Below are 23,765 nucleotides of genomic sequence, written 5' to 3' on the forward strand. Positions count from 1 at the left end.
TTCTGCGTCGTTTCGACCGTTGTCAGTCCGAGGACCTAATCTGTGCGGGTGACTTCGCCTGTCTCGACGGACCCCGTTCCGCCCCAGCTCAGCGCGGGGCCGCGGCCCGCCCAGGGCCCGGCCGCCGACGAAGGGCTGGCGCGGCGGCTGCGCGCGCTCGCCTGCACCGCGCCGCTGCACGACCTCGACACCCGCAAGGCCAATCTGGCAGGTGAGTACTCCGTCTACGCGATGGCGGAGGTCGCGCTCGCGGCGATCGACCTCGTGACGCTCAACATGGACTTCGACACCGGCGCGGACCACGAGCAGATAGTGGCCAGACTCCTGCCTCGCGTCGCCGCCCAGGCACCGCACCGCCCGGCCACCGAGCACGAGCGGGTCGCCCGCTGGGTCCTGGAGAACCTGATCAACGTCGGCAGCGTCGACCGCGGATTCCGCGCCGTCTACGGCACGTTCGGCGCCGACGGCGTCTACACCCGCCGCGACTACGACTTCAAACTGATCGAGGAAGTCCCCGGCCACGGCGGCAGCGTCTATCTGCGCACCACCGACGAGGCGGTCAACGTGCTGGTGGGCGCGCTGGACACGGACGTCACCAGCGCGCAGATCGCCGCCGAGGTCAAACTGGAGGTGCTGATCAACAGGGGGCGGCTCGCCGACGCCCAACTCGCCGCCGAACAGGCCCGGTACCGCACCGTGCAGTACGCCGAGACCCTGCGCAGGACGCTGGAGGCGACCCGGCGCAACGTCCGCGCGGTCGACTGGCTCAACGCCGTCCCCGACATGATCGACGAAGCGCTCGACCATGTCGCCGACCGCTACCGCCACGAGAACGCCATCCTGAACAACATCCGCAGGTCACGCGACGAGGCGGAGACCGGCGCCGACCCGAAGACGGCCGAGCACAAGCGGCGCGCCGCCGAACTGGTCGACATCGTCAAGGACTGCATCCGCAGACACACCCAGCTCCAGTCCCGGCTGCTGGAGGCCGGCCCGCTGTTCCGCGCCGAGCAGGACCGCCAGGCGTTCGCCGGACCCACCAGCCGCACGGGACTCGATCTGTACGGCCAGCTCGTCGCCCCGCTCCTCCCGCTGCCGGTCGACCGGGCGAGCCGGGTCACCGACGCGTTCTTCGCCCGCGGCACCGGCCTGCGCACCCCCGCCTCCGTACGGGTGGGCGACCTCGTCGATCTGCTGCTCACCCCTCCCGTGGAGCGCGAACACCTCGGTGCGGAGATGCCCGAACCTGATCTGATCGCGACGCCCGACGACAGCCGTTTCAGCGAGGAGCAGCTCGCGAGCGCGATGGAGCTGCTCGACCTGGAGCACGACGCGCCACGCAGACTCTCGGGCCTGCTCGCCGAAGCCCGCCGCCGCGATCCCGACCTGCCTTATCTGGTCGCGCTGCTCGCCGTCCACGCGGCCAGTCCACCGGTCGGCACGGCCTACCGGCAGGGCGAGGAGCGCCTGTTGTTCGCCGTCGACGACGGAACCCCCCTCGACGACCCGGAGTTCGGCGGTGCCGACCTCATAGTGGGCACAGCCCTGCTGGACGCCGCGGGCATGACCGCGGACCGTACGGAGGCGGCATGACGCCCACCGCCGTCGCCCGGATCCCCGGCAGCCGCGCCACCCTCGACAGAACGACCCCCAGCAAGGAGCAGGTGCCGTGAGCGACCACCAGGCAGAGCACACCGCCGCGTGGGGCGAGCCGGGCGGCGCGGAGCCGGTCCGGGTGTCCGCGCCCGCGCCGGGCGGCGCTGTCACCCCCGCCGACGCGGCCGACGCCGCCCGGCTCGTCTCCTTCGGGCTCCAGCCCAGACTGCTGCCCGCGCGCGACGCCGAATACGCCGACCTGCTGCGCCGGTACCGCGAGGAGCCGGGCTTCGCCCGGCTCTCCGACGCGGTCGCCACCGGCCTCGGTCTCGTCGTCCTCGAAGTCTCGTCCCGCGCCGGGATGGCCGTGACGGCGGGCGAGGACTCCGTGTTCGCCGTCCGCATGGGCGACTACGCCCGCCGTGCCTCGGCCGACTCCGCCGACCGGTTCCTGCACGGCCTCGCCCATCTCGCCGTCGCCGCCATGGCCTTCCCCCGCCCCGAGGACCTCGCCGACGACGGCTACATCGGCCGGATCACCGTCAACGGCGTCGACGCCTTCGTACGGCAGGCATGCCGCAGACTGGAGGAACGGGCCGAGGAACAGGGCGAGAACACCGACCCCGAGACGGACACCCCCGGCCTCGAATCGGCCTGGCGCGTCTACGCGCGCCGCAGCGCGACCGGCGCCACCAAGGACGCCCGCCGCCTCGCCGGCTCCACCACCGGCATCATCGGCAAGGCCATGGCCTTCCTCACCGACTCCGGGTTCCTGCACCGCACCGGCGACGACTCCGGAGGCGCGTACCGCACCACGGCCCGCTACCAACTCCAGGTCCGCGACATGGCCGGCAGCGCCGCCATGGCCGAGCTGCTCGCCCTGGGCGTCGTACCGGTCACCGACGGATCGGCCACCCTGCTGCCCCCACCCGACCCGGACGGCCTCGACCTGGTCGCCGACGCCGGGCTGCCGTTCCACTCCTGAACGGCCCAGCGGCCGGACGTGGCGCGGCCCCGCGCCCACCCGGCCCCCACCCCGCCGGTCCCCATCCGCCCCTTACCACGACGAGAGTCCGCCGCCATGTACGAGCTGTCCCGGGTCCGCCTCTACTCCATCGGGCCTGCCGGTGCGCGCTACGCCGACACCGTGCTCGACCTGCGCGGAGTCGGCGAGCCGGTGCCCCACCCCGCCCCCACCCAGGCGGAGTTCTTCGAGGAGGAGCCGGTCGGCCCGCCGCGCCGCCCGGCCCCCGCCGGTGTGCTCTTCCTGGAGAACGGCGGCGGCAAGTCCGTACTGCTCAAGCTGATCTTCTCGGTGATGCTGCCCGGCCACCGCAACACCCTCGGCGGCGCCAGCTCCGGCGTGCTGCGCAAGTTCCTGCTCGCCGACGACTGCGGCCATGTCGCCCTGGAGTGGCAGCACACCCTCACCGGTGAGCTGGTCGTGGTCGGCAAGGCCAGCGAGTGGCGCGGCCGTCAGGTGTCCAACGACCCGCGCAAGTTCGCCGAGGGCTGGTACTCCTTCCGGCCCGGCCCCGGGCTCAGCCTCGACTCACTGCCGGTCGCCGAGTCGACCGCCGTCCGGCGGCCCGTGGAGGGCGTCTCCGGCGCGCGTGGCCGGCGCCGCACCATGAAGGGCTTCCGGGACGCCATCACCGAGGCGGGCAAGGCGTATCCGCACCTCGACGTGTACTGGGAGGAGATCCACGACCGCTGGATCGAACACCTCGGGGATCTCGGCCTCGACCCCGAACTGTTCCGCTACCAGCGGGAGATGAACGCCGACGAGGGCGAGGCGGCCGGACTCTTCGCGGTCAAGAAGGACTCCGACTTCACCGATCTCCTGCTGCGCGCCGTCACCGACACGCGCGACACGGACGGGCTCGCCGACCTCGTCGGCGGCTTCGGCAACAAACTGGGCCGCCGCGCCGAGCTGACCGCCGAACGGGACTTCACCGCGGGCTCCGTCGACCTGCTCGGCCGTATCGTCGACGCCACCGACACCCGCTCCCGGGCCCGCGACATCCACGCGGGCGCCGAGCGCCGCACCCGTACGCTCGCCCGCAGACTCACGGCCCGCGCCGCCGTCGAGCGGGACCGCGTGGGCGACCTCGCCCAGCGGGTCACCGCCGCCGCCCACACCGTCACCGAGGCGGACGGCGCCCGCGGCCGCAGCGCCCTCATCGCCGCCGAACTGGCCTACCGGCACGCCTCCCTGGCCCTCACCGTCGCCGAGAAGGCCGCCGCCGCCCAGCGCAGGGAGCTGAGCGACGCCCGTACGCTCCACACCGCCTGGCAGGCCGCCGAGAACGTGTTGCGGCACCGCGCCGCCGCCGACCGCTCGGCGCGGGTCGCCGCCGCCATCCGTGAGGCCGAACGCGACGCCGCGCCCGCCCTGGCCGCCCGCGCCACCGCCGCCGCCGACCTCGTCCGCGCCCTGCACTCCGCCGCCGCCGACGGCGAGAGGCTGGCCAACGAGGAGGAGGAGCGCTCCGCCGCACTCCAGGAGGCCGGCGAGGCCGCCCACCGCGACGCGACAGCGGCGGCCACCGAGGCCCAGCGCGCCCGCAGCGAGACCGGCCACCTGCGCCAGCGCCTTACCGAGGTCGAGCAGGAGACCGCCGAGGCGGTACGGGCCGGCTGGCTCGACGACACCGCCCCCGACGCCGACCCCGCCCGCGCCGCGCTCGCCGCGAGCGACGCGGAGAACTCCGCCGTCGCCGCCTGGGACACGGCCAGGGAAGCCGCGCGCGCGGCGGCCGACCGGGCCAGGGACGCGGCGGCGGCCGAGTCGCGCGCCGAACTGGCCGCGGCCCGCGCCGTCGACGCCGCCCGCGCCGCCGAGCACGAGTACGAGGCGGAGCGCCGTACCGCCGAGTCCATCGCCGAGGAGGAACGCCTCACCGAACTGCTCGGCCTGCCCGGCGCCCCCGCGCGAGCGGGCGTCCCGGGGCCGCGCAGCGCCGACCGGAGCAGTGCGGACGGCCCTTCGGCGGGCGCGGGGCCCGATACGCCCCCGGAACCGGGCCCGGGCGCTCCCGGGGGCCCCGCAGGCCCCGCGAGCACGGAGCACCGGGACGGCACCGGCGGCGGAACGGCCGCCGGGCGGCTGTCCCGCACGGACGGCCCGGACCCGCGCGGTGCCACCGCGACCCGCCCCACCGGCCAAGGCCCCCTCACCGCGGAGGAGCTGGACCGGTACGCCGACGAACTGCGCGAACTCCTCGACCAGGGCGTCGCCGCCGCCGAGCGCCAGCTGTTCGACCTGCGCACGGCCGCCGCCGACGACTCCCGCATCCTCGGCGCGCTCGGTGACGGCGGACTGCTGCCACCCGGCCCCGACGTGCTGGCCACCGTCGAATACCTCGGCGAACACGGCATCCCCGCCCTCCCCGGCTGGCGCTACCTCGCCCAGGCCGTCGACCCCGCCGACCACGCCGCCGTCCTCACCGCACGGCCCGAACTGGTCGACGGCGTCGTCATCACCGACCCCGCCTCGCACGCCCGCGCCCGCGAGATCCTCTCCGGCGCCGCCCTGCTGCCCCGCTCGACCGTCGCCGTGGGCACGGCCGCCGCACTGCTCGCACCGGTACCGGGCCCCGGCCCGCTCGGTACGGCGGCCGGCGGCGAGGACAGCGGCGTCTTCCTCGTCCCGCCCAACCCCGCGATGCACGACGAACACGCGGCCGACGCCGAACGGCAGTCCCTCCGTACCAAGGCCACCGCACGCGACGAGGAGATCCGCGCCCTGTCCGCCCGGCTCTCCGGGGACCGGGCCATCGCGGCGCGCCTCGGCTCCTGGCGGGCCACCTGCGCGCCCGGCAGGCTCGCAGAACTCGCCGGGACGGCACACGCGGCCGACGAGGTCGCGCGGACGGCCGGCGCCGCACTCGCCGAGGCCCGCGCGGTGCGGACCGAGGCGGACGAGGCCGCCGCCGACACCGCACGGGTGCGTGACGAACGCCAGGAGGCCGCCCAGCGCGCCCGCCGCGCCGCCGACGCGCTCGCCGGCCTCGCCTTCCGGCTCCGTGAACGGGCCGGCTGGCAGGTCAAGCTCCGCGCCCTGGCCGACGACGCCACCGAGGCCGAAGCCCGCGCCACCGCCTGCCTCGACCGGGCCCGCGCCGCGGACGAGGACCGACGGGCCGCCCAGCGCGCCGCCGACGACGCCCGCCGTACGGCCCGCGCCCTGCGGGCCGAACGCGCCGAGATCGCCGGCGCCCCCGACCACCTGCCCGAACCCGGCGGCGAAGCACCGCGCGCCGCCCTCCCCGCGCTGCGCGAGGCGTACCGCGCCGCCTCGCAGCTCTACGAGAAGGTCGGCGTCGGCGCCGACCTGCGCGCCGAACAGGCCCACGCCGAGAGCGACGAAGGCGCGGCCCTCGCCGAACTCGACCGGCTCAGCAACAAGGTCCGCACCCGCGCCGCGCAACTCCTGGAGAGCACGGACGGCGCCGACGGACCGTCCCGGCAGGCCGCGGCGGCCCGCGCCGAATCCCTCGTCCAGATGCTGGAGTCACGCGCGTCGACCGCCAGCGAGCAGCTGGGCCGGCTGCGCGGCGAGGCCGAGCGCCTCGCACCCGCCGAGAGCGGGGCGCACACGGACCTGCCCGAGAGCCAGGTCCCCGCCGACGTGGAACAGGCGCAGGCGCTGCTGCGCACGGCCACCGGTGAACTCGCCGCACGCACCGACGCGTTGGACACCGCCCGCGCCGCGCACGGCGAACTGCTGCACGCCCACCGCACCGCGGAGGGCGCCACCGGCGGCTTCGAGGACACCGCCGCCCTCCTCGGCGACCTGCTCAGGGGCTCGGCCCACGAGGACGGCGACGAGGCGGCGGAGGAGCACGAGCCGTATCCGGGGACGATCGAAGAGGCCCGCAACGCCGCCGCCGAGGCGCGCCGTTCGCTGCGCGGCTGCGCCACGGACCTGTCCGCCGCCGAGTCCGCCGTCCGGGAAGCGAGCGACATCCTCGTACGGCACGCCAACTCGACCCGCTACGAACAGGTACGCACCCCGGCCCGCCAGCAGATCCGCGAACTGCCGGCCGCCGCGCTCCCCGACCACGCCGCGAAGTGGGCCGCCGCCTTCGCGCCCCGGCTGCGCGTGCTCACCGACGAACTGGAACAGCTCGAACGCAACCGCGACTCCATCGTCGACCGGCTGCGCGGACTGGTGGAATCCGCCCTCACCACCCTTCGCTCCGCGCAGCGGCTCTCCCGGCTGCCCGAGGGGCTGGGGGAGTGGTCCGGACAGGAATTCCTCCGGATCCGCTTCGAGGAACCCGACCAGGCCACCCTCACCGAACGGCTCGGCGAGGTCATCGACGAGGCCACCCGCGCCGCCCTGAAGAAGAACTCCGACCTCCGCCGGGACGGGATGTCCCTGCTGCTGCGCGGAGTTCAGGCGGCCCTCCAGCCCAAGGGCATCGCCGTCGAGATCCTCAAACCGGACGCCGTGCTGCGCGCGGAGCGCGTCCCGGTCGGACAGATGGGCGACGTCTTCTCCGGCGGCCAGCTGCTCACCGCGGCGATCGCCCTCTACTGCACGATGGCGGCGCTCCGCAGCAACGACCGGGGACGGGACAAGCACCGGCACGCCGGCACGCTCTTCCTCGACAACCCGATCGGCCGCGCCAACGCCACCTATCTGCTGGAGCTCCAGCGGGCCGTCTCGGACGCTCTCGGCGTCCAACTCCTCTACACGACCGGTCTCTTCGACACGACGGCACTGGCCGAGTTCCCGCTGGTGATCAGGCTGCGCAACGACGCGGACCTGCGGGCCGGCCTGAAGTACATCAGCGTCGAGGAGCATCTTCGGCCGGGCCTTCCCCAACAGGACCCGGACGGCGAGACGGTGCACGGCGAGATCACGGCGACGCGGATGTTCAAGCGCTCCCAGAGCGCCACCGCCCAACCCGCCGGCGCAGAGCCCGCCACCGCCCGACCCGCGACGGGTGCCGAGGTCACCGCCGAACCGGCGACCGCGGCACCCGCCACCGGTGAACCCGCCGGCGCAGAGCCCGCGACGGCGGCCGACGGCGCGCCCGTCGCCCCCTCACGGGCCGATTAGGGCTCCCCCCTCAACAGAACTCCACGACGACTCGTCGCCGACGGCCCCCGGGGCGCGTGCGTTCAGGCCTCGGAGAGCCTGCCGGCGCCCCGGCGTCGTATCCGGGCGCCGTCACGCTCCGCCGCCCGCGCCGTACGCCTGGCCCGGCGGCGTTCCCGGCGCAGCTGCCGCGCCGTGCTGCTCGGCACCGACACCACGCCATGGCGCTGGTTCCACACCTGACGCGTCACCCACACGTCCAGCACCCCCCACGTCGCCACCACCGTGCTCGCCACACTGCTCAGCACCATGGGAAAGGCCAGCCAGGAACCCGCGAGCGTGGAGAAGAACGCCACCGTCGCCTGCATCAGCGTCAGCGCGGCGATGATCACGGCACGAACCGCCGCCGTCCGCACCGGGTCGGGCATCCTGCGCCGTATCGCGGGCTCCTCCGTCCAGAGCCGCCGCGCGAGCCCCGTACCGCGCGGCGCGGGCAGCTCGACCTCGACCTCCGCAGGCGCCCGCGTGGCGTCGTCCCCGCCTCCGCGCCCCGCCGTGTGCCCCCGCCCCTTCACGCCTGCCTTCGCGGCTCTCTCCGAGTCCGACTTCGTATTCATGGACCGCAACTCCCCACCACTGTCCGACATCAGGGTGACTGCCCGGCGCCGGCCGCTTCACGCGGACCATGGCACCCGAAGTGCGGCGGGCAGCGCAAACAGCGCCCGCCGCCCGCCCGTCCCTCGCCCCGAATTCCCTACCCTGAGCCGGTACTTCCGTACGCCAGTACCCATACATATAGACGACCGACAGATCGGGAAGATTCCCGCAGGCATACAGTTCCGGCCAACTGATCGATTGCGAAAAGTGACGCCCCGCCAGGTACTGTGCGCCACAGGGCTGAAAGTCATCTCCGCGAATACCGGGACAACTGGTGATCAACTCAACTGGTTGGGGCCGAAAATCGCCCGGACATGTCTTCGAGTTGCCGGTGTGGCAGTAGTAGGCTCGCGCCGTTTGTTGACGAGGTTGTCGATTCTGACGAAGACGGCTTCCACATCGGGTGGAAGGTCGAGCTGGGGGAGACCATGCGCTTTCGCGGGAAGTCCATCCGCCGGAAGATCGTGGCGCTGCTCCTTGTGCCGCTCGTCTCCCTCACGGCCCTGTGGGCATTCGCCACCACACTGACCGGCCGCGAGGCCAACCAGCTCCTGGACGTCGCCTACATCATCGACAAGGTCGGCGACCCCGTGGAGAACACGGTCCGGGTGATCCAGCAGGAGCGCCGCCAGACCCTCATCTATCTGGCCGACCCCCGCAACTCCGACTCCCTCGCCGAACTGCGCCGGCAGCGCGCCGCGACCGACCGGGCCGTCACCAAGATCAAGGCCAACGCCGAGAACCCGTCGGTGCGCGACGAGATGAGCGACACCACCTCGGCGCGGCTGACCTCCCTCACGGACGCGCTCGACGGGCTCGGCGCGCTGCGCCGCTCCGTGGAGAAGAGCACCGTCACCCGCGGCCAGGCGCTCGACTTCTACAACAGGCTCGTCGACCCCTGCCACAACTTCCTGTCCGCGCTGCACGCCCTGGAGGACGTGGAGCTGGACAAGCAGGCCCGCGCCCTGGTCGGCGTGGACCGCGCCCAGGAGATGCTCTCCCGTGAGGACGCGCTGGTCGCCTCCGCGCTCATCACCCGCCGCATCACCTCGGACGAGATCCGGCTGGTCTCCAACCTGGTTGCCAATCGCACCCTTCTTTACGAGACCAACCTCGACGTCCTGCCCGCCTCGGAGCGCGAGATCTTCGAGCAGTACTGGGGCGGCCCCGGCACCCAGCCGCTCCGTGAGGCGGAGGAGCAGCTCATCGCCGCCGGTCCCGGCAAGGACCCGGCATCGGTGGACGCCGCACGCTGGCAGGAGATGACAACCCCGGTCCTCGAAAACCTCGCAGGCGAGGGCGAGGCGGCCGACGAGCGCTACCAGGACCGGGTCGAACCGGCCGGGTTCAACGTCCTCGTACTGGCCGGAGTCGCCGGCGTCCTCGGCTTCCTCGCCCTGCTGGTCTCCGTGATCGTCTCCGTACGCGTCGGCCGCAGCCTCATCCGCGACCTGTCCGGCCTCCGTAAAGAGGCCCACGAGGTGTCAAGCGTCCGGCTGCCGAGCGTCATGCGGCGCCTCGCCGCGGGCGAGCAGGTCGACGTCGAGACGGAAGCCCCGCGACTCGACTACGAGCGCGACGAACTGGGCCAGGTCGGCCAGGCGCTCAACACGCTCCAGCGCGCCGCGGTCGAAGCGGCCGTGAAGCAGGCCGAGTTGCGGCACGGCGTCTCCGAGGTGTTCGTCAACCTCGCCCGCCGCAACCAGGTCCTGCTCCACCGCCAGCTCACGCTGCTGGACACCATGGAACGCCGCACCGAGGACACGGACGAACTCGCCGACCTCTTCCGCCTCGACCACCTGACGACCCGTATGCGGCGCCACGCAGAGGGCCTGGTGATCCTCTCCGGCGCCGCGCCCTCCCGCCAGTGGCGCAAGCCCGTCCAGCTCATGGACGTCGTACGGGCCGCGGTCGCCGAGGTCGAGGACTACGAGCGCGTCGAGGTCCGCAGGCTGCCGCGGATCGGTGTAGGGGGACCCGCCGTCGCCGACCTCACCCACCTCGTCGCCGAACTCCTGGAGAACGCGACGGTGTTCTCGCCCCCGCACACGGCGGTACAGGTCCACGGCGAACGCGTCGCCAACGGCTTCACCCTGGAGATCCACGACCGCGGCCTCGGGATGAGCTCCGACGACCTCCTCGACGCGAATCTGCGGCTCGCGGAGACGCCCGAGTTCGAGCTCTCCGACACCGACCGCCTCGGTCTCTTCGTCGTCAGCCGGCTCGCGCAGCGCCAGAACGTCCGGGTGTCGCTCCAGCCGTCTCCGTACGGAGGCACCACCGCGATCGTGTTCCTGCCGGCCGCGCTGCTCACGGAGGCGCCCGAGACGCAGGGCACCGGATTCCGGCTCGACCGGCAGAACCTCACGACCGAGAACGGCCGTGGACGCGCCGACGGCAGGCTCGCCTCGCTGTCGCAGGTTCCCACCGGACTGACCGGGAACCGCTCCGTGCTCGACGGACCCATCGAGCTCGAACCGCCGCTGACCGGCGGGGAATTCGAGGAGCGGCCCCCGGGCGCCGGCAGCGTCGACACCGCCGGCGACCTCGGCAGCGCCGATCTGGAGGACACCGAGAGCGAACGCGGCGGGATCTTCCGCGCCCGTGAGCATCTGCGTGACACCGGCCGCGGCGCCCGCGGCCGGGAGACCGGCCTGTCGCGCGGCCCCGGCTTCGCGGACCTCCACGAGCAGCACCGGCAGGCCGCCGACCACGAAGGCCCGCAGGGTCGTGCCGGCCGCGACGACGGCGAGCCGCTCGGCTTCCCCGAGCAGCTTCCCCGCCGCAGCCGCAAGACCCCGAAGCTGGTCGCCGACCACGGGCGGCGCCTGGACGAGCGGGGCGGCGCCCACCCGGCGACCGAGCCGACGCCGGACATTCCCGCACCGGCCGCGCCCGCACCGGCCGCCTCCGCACCGGACGCCTCCGCACCGGCGCCGGCGCGCGAGTCGTCGACCGGCCCGGCGTCCGCCTTCACGCCCGCGCCCACGCCCGAGCCCGCCCCCGCTCCCGCCTCGCGCCTCGTGACCCCCACACCCGAGGGAGCCGCCTTGACACCCGACGAGAACGGCCCTCCCGGGCCCCTCGGCGGCCTGCCCCGCCGCGTCCGCCAGGCCAGCCTCGCGCCCCAGCTGAAGGACGCCGTACGCGAGGACGTCGAGGCACCGCGCGCCGCTGCGCCGGAGCGGGACTACGAGCGGGACGCGGACGAGGTCCGCAACCGTATGGCATCCCTTCAACGGGGCTGGCAGCGTGGCCGTCAGCAGAACAGCGCCGAAGACACCGACGGCACCGATGCCACCGAGGACATCAGCGGCCCCGGCGACACCACAGGAACGACACCGGAGGGGGACGGTCGATGACCGCACCGAAAGCCGCATCATCCGATTCCACACGCCGCGGATCCGTTCCGGGCGACCTCAACTGGCTCCTGGACGAACTGGTCGAACGGGTCGGCAGCATCCGTAAGGCGATCGTCCTCTCCGGGGACGGTCTCGCCACGGGCACGTCCAAGGAACTGACCCGCGAGGACGGCGAGCACCTCGCCGCCGTCGCTTCCGGCTTCCACAGCCTGGCCAAGGGCGTCGGCAGGCACTTCGAGGCGGGCAAGGTCCGCCAGACCGTCGTCGAACTCGACGACGCCTTCCTCTTCGTGACGGCTGCGGGTGACGGCAGCTGCCTCGCCGTGCTCTCCGACTCCGACTCCGACGTCGGCCAGGTGGCCTACGAGATGACGCTCATGGTCAAGCGCGTCGGCGTCCACCTCGGTGCCGCACCACGCGCCGGACAGCCCGCCGCAGGGTGAGTTGAATGCCATGAGGCAGGCGGGCGAGGATCCGAAGCACTGGTTCGACGGGGACGCCGGACCAGTGGTGCGCCCGTACGCCATGACACGCGGCCGGACCAGCAGCGCGACCCGGCACCGGCTCGATCTGATCGCCATCGTCATCCCGGCACCGGCCGCCGACGATCCCTCAGGTGACCGGACGCTGTCTCCCGAGCATGTGGAGATCGTCGAACTCTGCCGGGCCGGCCCCCAGTCGATAGCGGAACTCGCCGCGGGCCTCGACCTCCCCGTCGGGGTGGTCAGGGTCTTCGTGGGGGACCTGGTCGAGAGTGAACTCGTGCACGTAACCCGTCCCGTTCCGCCGGCCGAACTGCCGGACGTGAACATTCTCCGCGAGGTGATCAATGGTCTTCGGGCGCTCTAGCCGTGGACAGCGGCCGATCGAGCCGGTGACTCTGAAGATCCTGGTGGCCGGCGGCTTCGGGGTGGGCAAGACCACCATGGTGGGCGCGGTGAGCGAGATCAAACCGCTGCGTACCGAGGAGGTGCTGACCGAGGCGGGGCGGCCCGTCGACGACATCGAGGGCGTCGAGAACAAGACCACCACCACGGTCGCCATGGATTTCGGGCGGATCACCCTCCGCGACGATCTGGTGCTCTATCTGTTCGGTACGCCCGGCCAGGACCGGTTCTGGTTCCTCTGGGACGAGCTGGCCCAGGGCGCGCTCGGCGCGGTCGTGCTGGCCGACACCCGGCGACTGGAGGACTCCTTCGCGGCGATCGACTACTTCGAGCGCCGGGACATCCCCTTCGCGGTGGCCGTCAACTGCTTCGAGGACGCCACCCGTTTCCCCGCCGATACGGTCCGCACGGCGCTCGACCTCGACCCCGAGGTGCCGCTGCTGATGTGCGACGCGCGCGACCGGGAGTCGGTGAAGGACGTCCTGGTCGCGGTCGTGGAGCACGCCATGATCCGTGCGCGGAAGGAACGCGAGCCCGCGGTCACCACCTGACACACGTCAGGAGCGGGCCCTGCGCGGCCGCTGACGGCCGCCCGCACGGAACACGGCCCGCACCCCCACCGACAGGGGTACGGGCCGTGGGTCTCGGCTGTACGGCTCCGACTGCCGCACGTCCCGGCCCTCCCGTCCGCGCGGCCGGAGCGTGCCCGTCGGAGGGACACCGGTTCGGCGGACCGGCGGCCCGGTGCGCCGGTTCAGCGGCTCACCCGCTCACCGGTTCTCGGCGAGCCACTTCGCGGCGATCTCGGCCAGCTCCGCGTCCCGCCCCGCCAGCATCATCCGGATCATCCGCACGTCTCCGCGGAGCGACCACGCGGGGTGCCCGAAGCTCGCGGGGTTGTTCTTCTCGATGAAGAAGTGCGCGGGCCACGCCGTCCCGTAGCCGATCAGCGGCAGCGCCGCCGCGTACCGCTTCCGGCCGCGCGCCAGACCGTAGACGCTCACGGCGAGGCCGGTCAGAGTCCCCGTCAGATGCACCCAACGCGTGGCCGCGCGGGAGTGCATCGCCACGTAGTAGGGCCAGAATTCTTCGTACGACTCGTATGTCTCCGGTGTCTCCGTTGCCATACGGGCACCGTAACGGCTCCGCCGGGAACCCGGAACGGGCAGGGAGAGAACCAAGAACGGGCTTCGCGCGTCCGAGAGTAGTGAGCGGTCCGGCCGGAGCCCACGGGGGTGGTCCCGGCCGGCCGTTCACGGCTGATCGTCCCGCAGCGCCACCGCGCCCCGGACCGTCGGTCCGTCCGCGTCGTCAGTGACCGGCGACCGACCGCCAGGAGACCGGGAAGTCGAAGTAGGTGTCGGGGAAGACCTCCGGCTTGTGGGTGAAGTGCCACCACTCCTCGGGCAGGTTGGTGAATCCCACCTCCGCCAGCGTCCTCTTCAGGAGCTGCCTGTTCGCCCGCTGCTCTCCCTGTACGCGCGGATCGTCGGTGTGCGACAGGGTGTCGAAGCAGTCGTAACCGGTGCCCATGTCGACGGAGTTGTCCCGGAACCGCTCACCCTGCGGCGCGTAGCAGGGGACCAGCTTCTCGCCGGGCACATACGGACGGGTGGGCTTGGCCGGCAGTTTCACGATCGTCAGGTCCACGGTGCCGCCGCGGCTGTGCCCGGACTTCTCGGCGATGTAGCCGTCGGCGAACAGCCTCGACTTGTCGACCCGCGGATAGAACTCGGGCTTCATCCTCTCGTCCGCCAGGTCCTGCGCCCAGCGCACGAAGTGGTCGACCGCCCGCTGCGGGCGGTAGCAGTCGTAGACCTTGAGCGAGTAACCCTGCCGCAGCAGCTTCCACTGCGCCCGCTGAAGGGCCAGCGCCGCCGGGCGCGTGAGGATGCAGAGCGGCTGGTCGTAACCGTCGACCCGCTCTCCCATGAAGTTGTGCGGGGTCAGGTAGCGCATGTCGTGGATGATCGTCGGTGCCACGGTCGGCAGCGCCACGAACTCCTCGGGAGCCGGGGGCCCGGCGGTCCGGGAGCCCGTGCCCGCCCCGGACGCCCCGGGGGCTGCGGCGGTCACGGCGAGCAGGACGGCCGCGGTGGCGGCCAGCGCGCGGAGCGCGGAAGCGAGTCGTGTCATGGGCACACCGTCTATCAGTTCCCCGGCCGCCGGGAAAGGGTGATCGGCTACAGTCCGCGCGTGGCCGACTCCGAGAACCGCTCCGTGAAGGACTCAAACTGCGACAGCTGCGGCGCGCCGTACCCGGCGGGTGCCGGCTGGCCCCGCACCTGCCACGTCTGCGGAGCCACCGCCTACCGCAATCCCCTGCCGGTCGCGGTCACCCTGCTGCCCGTCGCCGACGAACGGGGCACCGCCCTCGTCGTCATCACCCGCACCATCGAACCCCGGCGCGGCCATGTCGCACTCCCCGGCGGCTTCATCGACCACACCGAGGACTGGCGGCACGCCGCCGTACGCGAGCTCCGCGAGGAGACCGGCATCGAGGCCGACGAGGAGGACGTACGGCTCGCCGACGCCATGAGCTCGCCGGACGGCCATCTGCTGCTCTTCGCGCTGCTGCCGGAACGCCCCGTCGCCGAGCTGCCCGCCTCCGTGGCCACCGACGAGACGACCGGCTGGCAACTGCTGAGGGCCCCGGCCGAACTCGCGTTCCCCCTGCACACACGGGCGGTACGGTCCTGGTTCGCCGGCTGTTACGACAACACCCCGCAGCACACCCCTTAGGGCGTGGCCGCGGAGTCCCGCCCGGCTCGCCGCCCCGCCCCGCCCCTCACTCCTCCCCCCTCACCCGCACGGGAAGTTCCGGCGGCGCCACCCCGTCGTCCGTCACCCGCTCGACCACCACCCCGCCACGCACCAGCCGCGACGTGTAACGCTCGACCTCCGGCTCCGCCCACCCGTCCCCGGGGTCCCGTACCACCAGCCCGCCGCCCGTACGCCCCGGCGCCGGCCGCCACACCTCCAGTTCGACGCCCCCGGCCGACCCGTCCGCGTCCGCCCCGCCGAGGACCGGGATCACCGCGCCCGCCCGCGCCAGCACCGGAATCCGGGACAGCGGCGCGTCCAGCCGGACCCGTCCCGGCCCCTCGTACGCCGCCCCCGTCGCCGTGTCGTACCAGCGCCCGCGCGGCAGCCGCACCACGCGCCGGTCCGCACCCGCCTCCAGCACCGGCGCCACCAGCAGGGAGTCCCCGAGCAGAAACGCGTCCTCGCAGTCCCGCAGGGCCCGGTCCTCCGGCGCGCCCCACCACACCGGACGCACGTACGGCGCGCCCGTCAGCCGCGCCAACTGCGCCAGCGTCACGAAGTACGGCCCCAGCCGCTCCCTCTCCAGAAGGGCGGTCCTCGCATGGCCCAGCACCTCGGCACCGAACTCCCACGGCTCCCGGCGCCCCGCGTCGATGGCCGCGTGCGTACGGAAGAGCGGCAGCCAGGCACCCAGTTGGTACCAGCGCAGATACAGCTCCGGCGCCGGACTCCCCGTGAAACCGCCCACGTCCGGACCCGAGTACGGCACCCCGCACAGCCCCAGCCCCAGCACCAGCGAGAGCGAGGCGCGCAGCCCCGGCCAGTCCGTCGCCACGTCCCCCGACCAGGTGCCGCCGTAGCGCTGCATACCGGCCCACCCGGAACGCGAGAACAGGAACGGCCGCTCCTCCGGGCGCGACCGCCGCAGCCCCTCGAACCCGGCCGCCGCCATCGTCAGCCCGTACACGTTGTGGGCCTCCCGGTGATCGCCACCGCGCCCGTCGAGCGCGTGCCGGGCCGACCGGGGCAGGGTCGTGTCCCCGAACGGCGCGAACGACACCGGCTCGTTCATGTCGTGCCAGACCCCCGAGAAGCCCTGCTCCAGCCGCTCCTCGTACAGACCGCCCCACCACCCGCGCACGGCCGGATCGGTGAAGTCCGGATAGACGCACTCGCCGGGCCAGACCTCGCCCCGTACCTCGTCACCGCGTGCGTCCCGCACGAAGGCGCCGACCGCCGAACCGCTGTCGTACGTCGCGTTCCCCGGCGCGGCCCGCACCGCCGGATCCACGATCGACACCAGCCGCACCCCTTCGGCCCGCAACTCCTTGGCGAGGGCGGGCAGATCGGGGAAGTTCCGCTCGTCAACCGTGAACACCTGATGCCGGTCGTAGTGATCGATGTCGAGATGGAGCGCGGACAGCGGCAGCCCGCGCCGCCGGTAGCCGGCCACGATCCGCCGCACCTCCTCCGCACTGCCGAAACCCCACCGCGCGTGCTGCGGCCCCAGCGCCCAGGCGGGAGGCGGCGCCGGCACCCCGGTCAGCGCCGTCCAGCCGTGCAGCACCCGAGCGGGCGTGCCAAGCAGCACCCAGCAACGCAGCGGCCCGCCGTCCATCCGCACCTCGGACGTGCCGGGCCGGTCATGACCGGAGCCCGCGCCCTCCTCACCCTCTTCAAGAGTGACGCGCCCGTCCCAGGAGTTGTCGTAGAAGGCGAGATGCGTACCCGCGTCCGCCACCACCAACTGCACCGGCATCGTGATGTACAGCGGATCGTCACCGGGCCCGAAGGCACCCCCCGGATCGGTGTTCCAGAGGCGGTAGACGCCGTCACGCAGCCGCGGCCCCGACGCCCGCCCACCGAGCCCGAAGAAACGCGCGTCGGCCGCCACCTCGGCCCGCTGCGCCCACCGCGCGGGACCACCCCCGTCCACCGGCTCCCACCAGCGCGGCGGCAGCTCACGGCGGAGCACCACACCACCCGGCGTCGCCACCTCCACCGCGCCGTGCCGGGAGACCGCCACCGTCACCCGCTCCGACACCACCCGCCAGCCGCCGTCCTTGTCGGGCTCCAGCTGGGCCCGCGGATCCGGCTCGGGCGGATCGCCCGCCAGCGCGTACGACGGCGATGGCCCCTCGCCGTCCCATCCCCAGAAGACCGCGCCGCCGACCGCCACCCACACCCGCAGTTCGGCCCGCGCGAACCGGACGATCCCGCCGCCCGCCAACGGCTCCGCACCACTCACCGCACCGGGCACCCTGGCCCGCTCCGCGCCGCGCGCCGGCAGATCCCGCTCGTCCGTGCGCCGCCGGCGCCAGGCCGACCGCACCGTCCGCATCCCCCGCAGCGAACCCGCATCCTTCATCGAGCGCAGCAGCTCACGACCGTTCATGCTGCTCAGCCTGCCATCCGGCCGGGACCGAACGGACCGCGTTCAACTCCCGTTCACCCATGGTGCGACCACATGTCGCCCAGGTCCCGTCCGGGCACCCGGCAGGGCGTGTCTGGTGCGAAGGACGATCACATGGCATCGTCCGTGGGAGGCGGGGCGCTCCTCCACACATGTGCGCTCGCCCCACGCACACGACGCGTCCGAGCCAGACCGGGAGCCACCGCATGACCTCAGCAGCCAGTCCAGCGCCACTGTGGGAGCCGGACGCCGACCGGATCGCGGCCGCGCACGTGACCAGGTTCCAGGCATGGGCGGCCGAACGGTACGGCGCCCCCGCCGACGGCGGCTACGCGGCTCTGCACGACTGGTCGGTCACCGAGCTCGAAACGTTCTGGAAGGCCGTCGCCGACTGGTTCGACGTACGGTTCTCCACCCCCTACGAGCGCGTGCTCGGCGACCGAGCCATGCCGGGCGCCGAGTGGTTCCCCGGCGCCACCCTCAACTACGCCGAACACGCCCTGCGCACCGCCGAGGACCCGGCACGCGCCGGCGAACCCGCGCTCCTCCACGTCGACGAGACACAGGAACCGACCCCCCTCAGCTGGGGCGACCTGCGCCGCCAAGTGGGCTCACTCGCCGAAGAACTGCGCGCCCTCGGCGTACGCCCCGGCGACCGCGTCAGCGGCTACCTCCCCAACATCCCGCAGGCCGTCGTCGCGTTCCTCGCCGCCGCCGCCGTCGGAGCCGTCTGGACCTCCTGCGCCCCCGACTTCGGCGCCCGCAGCGTCCTCGACCGCTTCCAGCAGATCGAACCCGTCGTCCTGTTCGCCGTCGACGGCTACCGCTACGGCGGCAAGGAACACGACCGCACCGGCACCGTCGCCGAACTCCGCGCCGAACTGCCCACCCTGCGCGCCGTCGTCCACATCCCCCTGCTCGGCACCACCGCCCCCGAGGGCGCGCTCGACTGGTCCGCCCTCACCGCGGCGGACACCGAACCGGTCTTCGAGCAACTGCCGTTCGCCCACCCGCTCTGGGTCCTGTACTCCTCGGGCACCACCGGTCTGCCCAAGGCCATCGTCCAGTCCCAGGGCGGCATCCTCCTCGAACACTTCAAGCAGATCGGCCTGCACTGCGACCTCGGTCCCGGCGACCGCTTCTTCTGGTACACCTCCACCGGCTGGATGATGTGGAACTTCCTCGTCTCCGGCCTGCTCACGGGGACGACGATCGTCCTCTACGACGGCAGCCCGGGCTACCCCGACACCGGGGCCCAGTGGGGCGTCGCCGAACGGACCGGAGCCACCCTCTTCGGTACCTCGGCCGCTTACGTGATGGCCTGCCGAAAGGCGGACGTACACCCGGCACGCGACCACGACCTGTCCAGGATCGCCTGCGTCGCCACCACCGGATCACCCCTGCCCCCGGACGGCTTCCGCTGGCTCCACGACGAGGTCGCCGACGACCTGTGGATCGCCTCCGTCAGCGGCGGCACCGACGTCTGCACCTGCTTCGCCGGCGCCGTCCCCACCCTCCCCGTCCACATCGGCGAACTCCAGGCGGCCTGCCTCGGCACCGACCTCCGGGCCTGGGACCCGCACGGCGAACCGGTCGTCGGCGAGGTCGGCGAACTCGTCGTCACCAACCCCATGCCGTCGATGCCCGTCCAGTTCTGGAACGACCCGGACGGCAGCCGCTACCACGACAGTTACTTCGACATGTACCCCGGCGTCTGGCGGCACGGGGACTGGATCACCCTCACCGACCGCGGTTCGGTCGTCATCCACGGCCGGTCGGACTCCACACTCAACCGCCAAGGTGTGCGGATGGGATCGGCGGACATCTACGAAGCCGTCGAACGCCTCCCCGAGATCCGCGAGTCCCTCGTCATCGGCCTCGAGGAACCGGACGGCGGCTACTGGATGCCGCTCTTCGTCCATCTCGCCGAAGGCGCCGTACTCGACGACGCCCTGCGCGCCCGGATCAAGGCGACCATCCGCGAGGAACTCTCCCCGCGCCACGTCCCGGACACGGTCATCGAGGTCCCGGCCGTCCCGCACACGCTCACCGGCAAGCGGATCGAGGTCCCGGTGAAGCGCCTGCTCCAGGGCACGGAACTGGCCAAGGCCGTCAACCCCGGCTCCGTCGACAATCTGGAACTGCTGCACTTCTACGAGTCCCTGGCCCGGGAGCGCCGCGCGAACCGCTCGTGAGCGCCGTTGTCAGACCCCCCGATTACGCTGAGTGAGCAGTGATCGACAGCGCACAGGGGGAAGTCATGGCGCACGACAACCGCGGGAACGCGAACCGCGACACCACGGACCACACCAACACGGAGAACAAGGCCACCGGCAACGGCGGAGACACCGGGAACGGCACGAGCGGCACGAGCGGCACGAGCGGCACGAGCGGCACGAGCGGCGACCGCGGCGAACTGCGCGCGCTGCGCCGCGAAGTGCCGTGCACCGTCGGCCTGCTCACCGACGAGCAGGACTTCGCCGCCATGCGCCGCTACCGCACCTTCACCTTCGACGACCACGGGAGATATCTCCGCCGGATCGACGCACTGCTCCGCACACTCGCCACCGAGGGAGCGCACACCTCGGTCGCGCTCTTCGACCCCCAGGAGTTCGCCGACTACTGCGCGGAGACCGGACGCGCCCCGGACACCGCGGCCAGCCGGGGCCGCTTCACCGCACGCATCGCGGCCACCGGCGGCGCCCTCGTCCCCTACACCGGACAGCCCGTCGAGCAACTCGTCCCACAGCTCGTCGACACCGCCGTCCGCAAAGCAACATTCGAGTACGCGACGATGGTCCTCGCCGAGCTAGGGGAGTGCGCCGACTGCGGCGTGGACATCGGACGCGCCTCGTTCGACCGCGCCTCACGGCTCCTCACCCATCTCATCGAACGGGCCGGACCGGGCACGCACCATCTCGTCGGTAGCGTCCCCACACCGGACGAACAACTCCTGGCCGCCGTCCATCTCGAACGGCCCGGCACCGGGCCCGCCCGCCTCGACGCGTCCGAGAGCGCGGAGTTCGTCACCGTCCTCGCCGCCGGCATCGCGCTCGACAGCCCCGGCGGAGTCGTGCTCCGCACGTCCCGGCCCGGCGCACCGGACAGTCTCCACGGCTGGCGGCTCAGGGGCGGCAACCTCGCACCGCTCAGCGAGGGCCAGGTCTTCAGCGCCTACTGCACCGACGCCGACACGGGCGAACCACTCTCACCTGAACCGGGGGTGGAGTACCTCGCGGGGTTCGACCTCGGCATCGAGGACCCGGACATCCACCACTGAACGCGAGGAGCTTCCCGCCGCGACTTGGCGGGAAGCTCCTGCGGAAACGGACCGGTCGAGCCGCCGGCCCGATGCCGGTTCACTCGCCGGACAGCACCGCCTGGGCGGCCGACCTCGCCCCCTCGGCGGTGTCGGCCGCACGCGCGGCGGCAGCGGCACGCTCGCACTGGGCGAGCGAGAACTTCGCCAGCGTCGCCCGCACATAGGGGATCGACGCGGCGCCCATCGACAGCGACGTCACACCCAGCCCGGTGAGCACACACGCCAACAGCGGATCGGAGGCCGCCTCGCCACAGACACCACAGCTCTTGCCCTCGGCCCCGGCCGCTTCCGCCGCCATCGCCACCAGATCGAGCAACGCCGGCTGCCACGGGTCCTGCAACCGCGACACCGCGCCCACCTGCCGGTCCGCCGCGAAGGTGTACTGCGCGAGGTCATTGGTCCCCAGGGAGAGGAACTCCACCTCCTGAAGAATCGAACGCGCCCGCAGAGCGGCCGACGGAATCTCCACCATCGCCCCGAACTTGGCGTTGAGCCCCGCCGCACGACAGGCGTCGGCGAACGCCTTGGCATCGGTGCGGTCGGCCACCATCGGGGCCATGACCTCCAGATACACCGGCAGACCCTCGGCGGCCCTCGACAGCGCGGTCAGCTGAGTCCGCAGCACGTCCGGATGGTCCAGCAGACTCCGCAGCCCCCGCACACCGAGCGCCGGATTCGGCTCGTCCGCGGGCGTCAGGAAGTCCAGCGGTTTGTCGGCGCCGGCGTCCAACACCCGTACGACCACCCGGCCTTCCGGGAACGCCTCGAGCACCCGCCGGTACACCTCGACCTGCTTCTCCTCCGACGGCGCGCGCTTGCTGTCGTCGAGGAACAGGAACTCGGTACGGAACAGCCCCACGCCCTCGGCGCCCGCCTCGACTGCCGCCGGTACGTCGTCGGGACCACCGACGTTCGCGAGCAACGGCACCTTGTGCCCGTCGGAGGTCGCACCCGGCCCGGAGGAGGCCGCCAGCGCGGCCCGCCGCGCCGCGGCCGACTCCTCCAGCTCGGCCCGCTTCTCCGCGCTCGGCTCCACGAACACCTCACCGGTGCTGCCGTCGACCGCCACCATCGTGCCCTCGGCCAGCTCACCGGCACCGGGCAGCGCCACCACGGCCGGCACCCCCAGCTGGCGCGCCAGAATCGCGCTGTGACTGGTCGGCCCACCCTCCTCGGTCACGAACCCGAGCACCAGCGTCGGATCCAGCAGCGCCGTGTCGGCGGGGGCCAGATCACGCGCGATCAGTACGTAGGGCTCGTCGCTGTCCGGCACACCGGGCATCGGCACCCCGAGCAGCCGCGCCACGACCCGGTTCCGCACGTCGTCCAGGTCGGCGACCCGCCCGGCCAGATACTCACCCGCGCCCGCCAGCAGTGCCCGGTACGACGCGAAGGCGTCGTACACGGCGCGCTCCGCCGTACTGCCGACGGCGATACGCCGCTCCACGTCCGACATCAGCTCCGGGTCCTGCGCCATCATGGCCTGCGCTTCGAGCACACCCTGTGCCTCACCGCCGGCCAGATTGCCCCGAGCGATCAGATCCGCGGCCACGGCTTCGACGGCCTGGCGGGCGCGCCCCTGTTCGCGCCCGGCCTCCTCGGCCGGGATCTGCTTGGCCGGCGGTTCCAGGACCGCCGTACCCATGTGCCGAACCTCGCCGACAGCCACCCCGTGGCTGACACCGACGCCTCGCAGCGTTGTCTGCATTGCACCCGTCTCCGGTTGTGCGGCGACCGACCGGACCGCCGCGGTTGATGAACTGACCGCCGGCCATGACGGCCCACGGCCCTGACGGCTGTGTCCCGGAGGTCACCGCCAGCCGAAGAGCGCGTCGCCCGCCTTCACTTCGCCCTCCCGGACGACCTCGGACAGGGCGTCGGCGCTCGCGTCCAGCGCCACCACCGGGCACACCGGTGACTTCCCGGCCGCCTCGACGTCGGAGGGGTTCCAGCGCACGACGGCCTGACCGCGCGTCACGGTGTCGCCCTTCGCGACAAGCAGCTCGAAGCCCGCGCCGTTGAGCTGCACGGTGTCGATGCCCAGGTGTGTCAGCACGCCGTGTCCTTCGGAGTCGAGGACGACGAAGGCGTGCGGATGCAGGGAGACGACGATGCCGTCGATCGGCGAAACGGCCTCGGACGGCTCACGAACGGGGTCGATCGCGGTACCGGGCCCGACCATCGCGTCGGAGAACACCGGATCCGGCACAGCCGCGAGTCCGATGGCGCGTCCAGCAAGTGGGGACGTCACGCTGGTCATGGGGGAGCCTCCCAGGGGGCGGAGATTCGTCTGACGCCGTCACCACCTGTCATGGGCGACGTACCGTTCAGAAGCGTAAGTCATATGAAGTGACGGTTCCGCCCGAGAGCTGCCAGTTGGCGTCCTGCGGTGCCCGGGAAACGATTTGCCTGCCCGCCGGGGCGGCATGTACTGTCGTACCCCTGCCTGGCCCTGAGGTGACTTCAAGTCGTCGGTCGGCAGCACCTAATCAAGCCAGAAACTCTCTCGAATTACGGCTCCCGCATGTTTGCGGAAGGTGTGGTCAGGGAAAGCGAAAAAGCCTGATACTGTTTGAAACGCAAGACAGCAGGACCGAAGGGAAAGCCCGGAGGGGCCCGGTGACGGGACCGAAGGAAGCGTCCGTTCCTTGAGAACTCAACAGCGTGCCAAAAGTCAACGCCAGATATGTTGATACCCCGACCTCGTCCG

At 72.6% G+C, this 23,765-nt stretch carries 16 protein-coding genes; 10 read left to right on the forward strand and 6 right to left on the reverse strand.

Annotated elements, in window-relative coordinates:
- Nucleotides 1-48 precede the first annotated feature (48 nt).
- The 3 genes from ACZ61E_RS17960 to ACZ61E_RS17970 all read left to right on the forward strand — a co-directional run bounded on the left by ACZ61E_RS17960 (nucleotide 49) and on the right by ACZ61E_RS17970 (nucleotide 7,669).
- Nucleotides 49-1,593, forward strand: a complete 1,545-nt coding sequence (locus ACZ61E_RS17960; protein WP_469700577.1) for a hypothetical protein — start codon at nucleotides 49-51, stop codon at nucleotides 1,591-1,593.
- 76 nt (nucleotides 1,594-1,669) lie between these two features.
- Nucleotides 1,670-2,581 (forward strand): hypothetical protein, encoded by a 912-nt coding sequence (locus tag ACZ61E_RS17965; protein ID WP_469700578.1) that lies wholly within the window; start codon nucleotides 1,670-1,672, stop codon nucleotides 2,579-2,581.
- A 96-nt stretch (nucleotides 2,582-2,677) separates the two neighbouring features.
- On the forward strand, nucleotides 2,678-7,669 hold the full coding sequence (locus ACZ61E_RS17970; RefSeq protein WP_469700579.1) for a hypothetical protein: 4,992 nt from the start codon (nucleotides 2,678-2,680) through the stop codon (nucleotides 7,667-7,669).
- A gap of 62 nt (nucleotides 7,670-7,731) precedes the next feature.
- Here the strand turns inward: ACZ61E_RS17970 and ACZ61E_RS17975 are convergent, their stop codons facing one another.
- Nucleotides 7,732-8,265 carry a hypothetical protein gene (locus ACZ61E_RS17975; protein WP_469700580.1) on the reverse strand — a complete coding sequence of 178 codons (534 nt, stop codon included), beginning with the start codon at nucleotides 8,263-8,265 and terminating at the stop codon, nucleotides 7,732-7,734.
- Between the two features lie 468 nt (nucleotides 8,266-8,733).
- Between ACZ61E_RS17975 and ACZ61E_RS17980 the strand changes: the two genes are divergently transcribed.
- From ACZ61E_RS17980 to ACZ61E_RS17995, 4 genes are read left to right on the forward strand one after another with little or no spacing between them, the layout of a single operon-like run.
- Entirely contained in the window at nucleotides 8,734-11,667 is a 2,934-nt protein-coding gene (locus tag ACZ61E_RS17980; protein ID WP_469700581.1) for a sensor histidine kinase, read from the forward strand.
- A complete protein-coding gene (locus ACZ61E_RS17985) occupies nucleotides 11,664-12,110 on the forward strand; it encodes a roadblock/LC7 domain-containing protein (RefSeq protein WP_469700582.1) in 447 nt (148 codons plus the stop codon). The genes ACZ61E_RS17980 and ACZ61E_RS17985 overlap by 4 nt, the downstream gene beginning before the upstream one ends.
- 10 nt (nucleotides 12,111-12,120) lie before the next feature.
- Nucleotides 12,121-12,516 (forward strand): DUF742 domain-containing protein, encoded by a 396-nt coding sequence (locus ACZ61E_RS17990; RefSeq protein WP_469700583.1) that lies wholly within the window; start codon nucleotides 12,121-12,123, stop codon nucleotides 12,514-12,516.
- Nucleotides 12,497-13,105, forward strand: coding sequence for a GTP-binding protein (locus ACZ61E_RS17995; RefSeq protein WP_469700584.1), 609 nt, complete (start codon nucleotides 12,497-12,499; stop codon nucleotides 13,103-13,105). Before ACZ61E_RS17990 ends, ACZ61E_RS17995 begins: the two co-directional genes overlap by 20 nt.
- Before the next feature lie 219 nt (nucleotides 13,106-13,324).
- On the opposite strand, the gene ACZ61E_RS18000 is transcribed toward ACZ61E_RS17995, so the two are convergent.
- Nucleotides 13,325-13,681 (reverse strand): Mpo1-like protein, encoded by a 357-nt coding sequence (locus tag ACZ61E_RS18000; RefSeq protein WP_469700585.1) that lies wholly within the window; start codon nucleotides 13,679-13,681, stop codon nucleotides 13,325-13,327.
- Between the two features lie 184 nt (nucleotides 13,682-13,865).
- A complete protein-coding gene (locus tag ACZ61E_RS18005; RefSeq protein ID WP_469700586.1) occupies nucleotides 13,866-14,690 on the reverse strand; it encodes a M15 family metallopeptidase in 825 nt (274 codons plus the stop codon).
- 60 nt (nucleotides 14,691-14,750) lie between these two features.
- Between ACZ61E_RS18005 and ACZ61E_RS18010 the strand changes: the two genes are divergently transcribed.
- Nucleotides 14,751-15,296 (forward strand): NUDIX domain-containing protein, encoded by a 546-nt coding sequence (locus tag ACZ61E_RS18010; RefSeq protein ID WP_469700587.1) that lies wholly within the window; start codon nucleotides 14,751-14,753, stop codon nucleotides 15,294-15,296.
- Between the two features lie 46 nt (nucleotides 15,297-15,342).
- Here the strand turns inward: ACZ61E_RS18010 and ACZ61E_RS18015 are convergent, their stop codons facing one another.
- Entirely contained in the window at nucleotides 15,343-17,715 is a 2,373-nt protein-coding gene (locus ACZ61E_RS18015) for a glycoside hydrolase family 31 protein (protein ID WP_469700588.1), read from the reverse strand.
- A gap of 224 nt (nucleotides 17,716-17,939) precedes the next feature.
- On the opposite strand from ACZ61E_RS18015, the gene ACZ61E_RS18020 reads away from it, so the two are divergent.
- Nucleotides 17,940-19,928, forward strand: a complete 1,989-nt coding sequence (locus tag ACZ61E_RS18020) for an acetoacetate--CoA ligase (RefSeq protein WP_469700589.1) — start codon at nucleotides 17,940-17,942, stop codon at nucleotides 19,926-19,928.
- Between the two features lie 65 nt (nucleotides 19,929-19,993).
- Nucleotides 19,994-21,013, forward strand: coding sequence for a hypothetical protein (locus ACZ61E_RS18025; RefSeq protein WP_469700590.1), 1,020 nt, complete (start codon nucleotides 19,994-19,996; stop codon nucleotides 21,011-21,013).
- A 79-nt stretch (nucleotides 21,014-21,092) separates the two neighbouring features.
- Here the strand turns inward: ACZ61E_RS18025 and ptsP are convergent, their stop codons facing one another.
- A complete protein-coding gene (ptsP, locus tag ACZ61E_RS18030; RefSeq protein ID WP_469700591.1) occupies nucleotides 21,093-22,763 on the reverse strand; it encodes a phosphoenolpyruvate--protein phosphotransferase in 1,671 nt (556 codons plus the stop codon).
- 102 nt (nucleotides 22,764-22,865) lie between these two features.
- The gene (locus ACZ61E_RS18035; RefSeq protein WP_469700592.1) at nucleotides 22,866-23,315 is read right to left on the reverse strand and encodes a PTS sugar transporter subunit IIA; all 450 of its coding nucleotides are present in this window, start codon (nucleotides 23,313-23,315) and stop codon (nucleotides 22,866-22,868) included.
- Nucleotides 23,316-23,765 lie beyond the last annotated feature (450 nt).

Source organism: Streptomyces sp. NPDC104581 (assembly GCF_055583685.1).

Excerpts from the sequence above, each read along its gene's own strand:
- ACZ61E_RS17980 (WP_469700581.1), top strand. The coding sequence starts at position 8,734 with ATGCGCTTTCGCGGGAAGTCCATCCGCCGGAAGATCGTGGCGCTGCTC.
- ACZ61E_RS18000 (WP_469700585.1), bottom strand. The coding sequence starts at position 13,681 with ATGGCAACGGAGACACCGGAGACATACGAGTCGTACGAAGAATTCTGG.
- ACZ61E_RS18020 (WP_469700589.1), top strand. The coding sequence starts at position 17,940 with ATGACCTCAGCAGCCAGTCCAGCGCCACTGTGGGAGCCGGACGCCGAC.
- ACZ61E_RS17975 (WP_469700580.1), bottom strand. The coding sequence starts at position 8,265 with ATGAATACGAAGTCGGACTCGGAGAGAGCCGCGAAGGCAGGCGTGAAG.
- ACZ61E_RS17995 (WP_469700584.1), top strand. The coding sequence starts at position 12,497 with ATGGTCTTCGGGCGCTCTAGCCGTGGACAGCGGCCGATCGAGCCGGTG.
- ptsP (WP_469700591.1), bottom strand. The coding sequence starts at position 22,763 with ATGCAGACAACGCTGCGAGGCGTCGGTGTCAGCCACGGGGTGGCTGTC.
- ACZ61E_RS18025 (WP_469700590.1), top strand. The coding sequence starts at position 19,994 with ATGGCGCACGACAACCGCGGGAACGCGAACCGCGACACCACGGACCAC.
- ACZ61E_RS18035 (WP_469700592.1), bottom strand. The coding sequence starts at position 23,315 with ATGACCAGCGTGACGTCCCCACTTGCTGGACGCGCCATCGGACTCGCG.
- ACZ61E_RS17985 (WP_469700582.1), top strand. The coding sequence starts at position 11,664 with ATGACCGCACCGAAAGCCGCATCATCCGATTCCACACGCCGCGGATCC.
- ACZ61E_RS18005 (WP_469700586.1), bottom strand. The coding sequence starts at position 14,690 with ATGACACGACTCGCTTCCGCGCTCCGCGCGCTGGCCGCCACCGCGGCC.
- ACZ61E_RS17990 (WP_469700583.1), top strand. The coding sequence starts at position 12,121 with ATGAGGCAGGCGGGCGAGGATCCGAAGCACTGGTTCGACGGGGACGCC.
- ACZ61E_RS18015 (WP_469700588.1), bottom strand. The coding sequence starts at position 17,715 with ATGAACGGTCGTGAGCTGCTGCGCTCGATGAAGGATGCGGGTTCGCTG.
- ACZ61E_RS17970 (WP_469700579.1), top strand. The coding sequence starts at position 2,678 with ATGTACGAGCTGTCCCGGGTCCGCCTCTACTCCATCGGGCCTGCCGGT.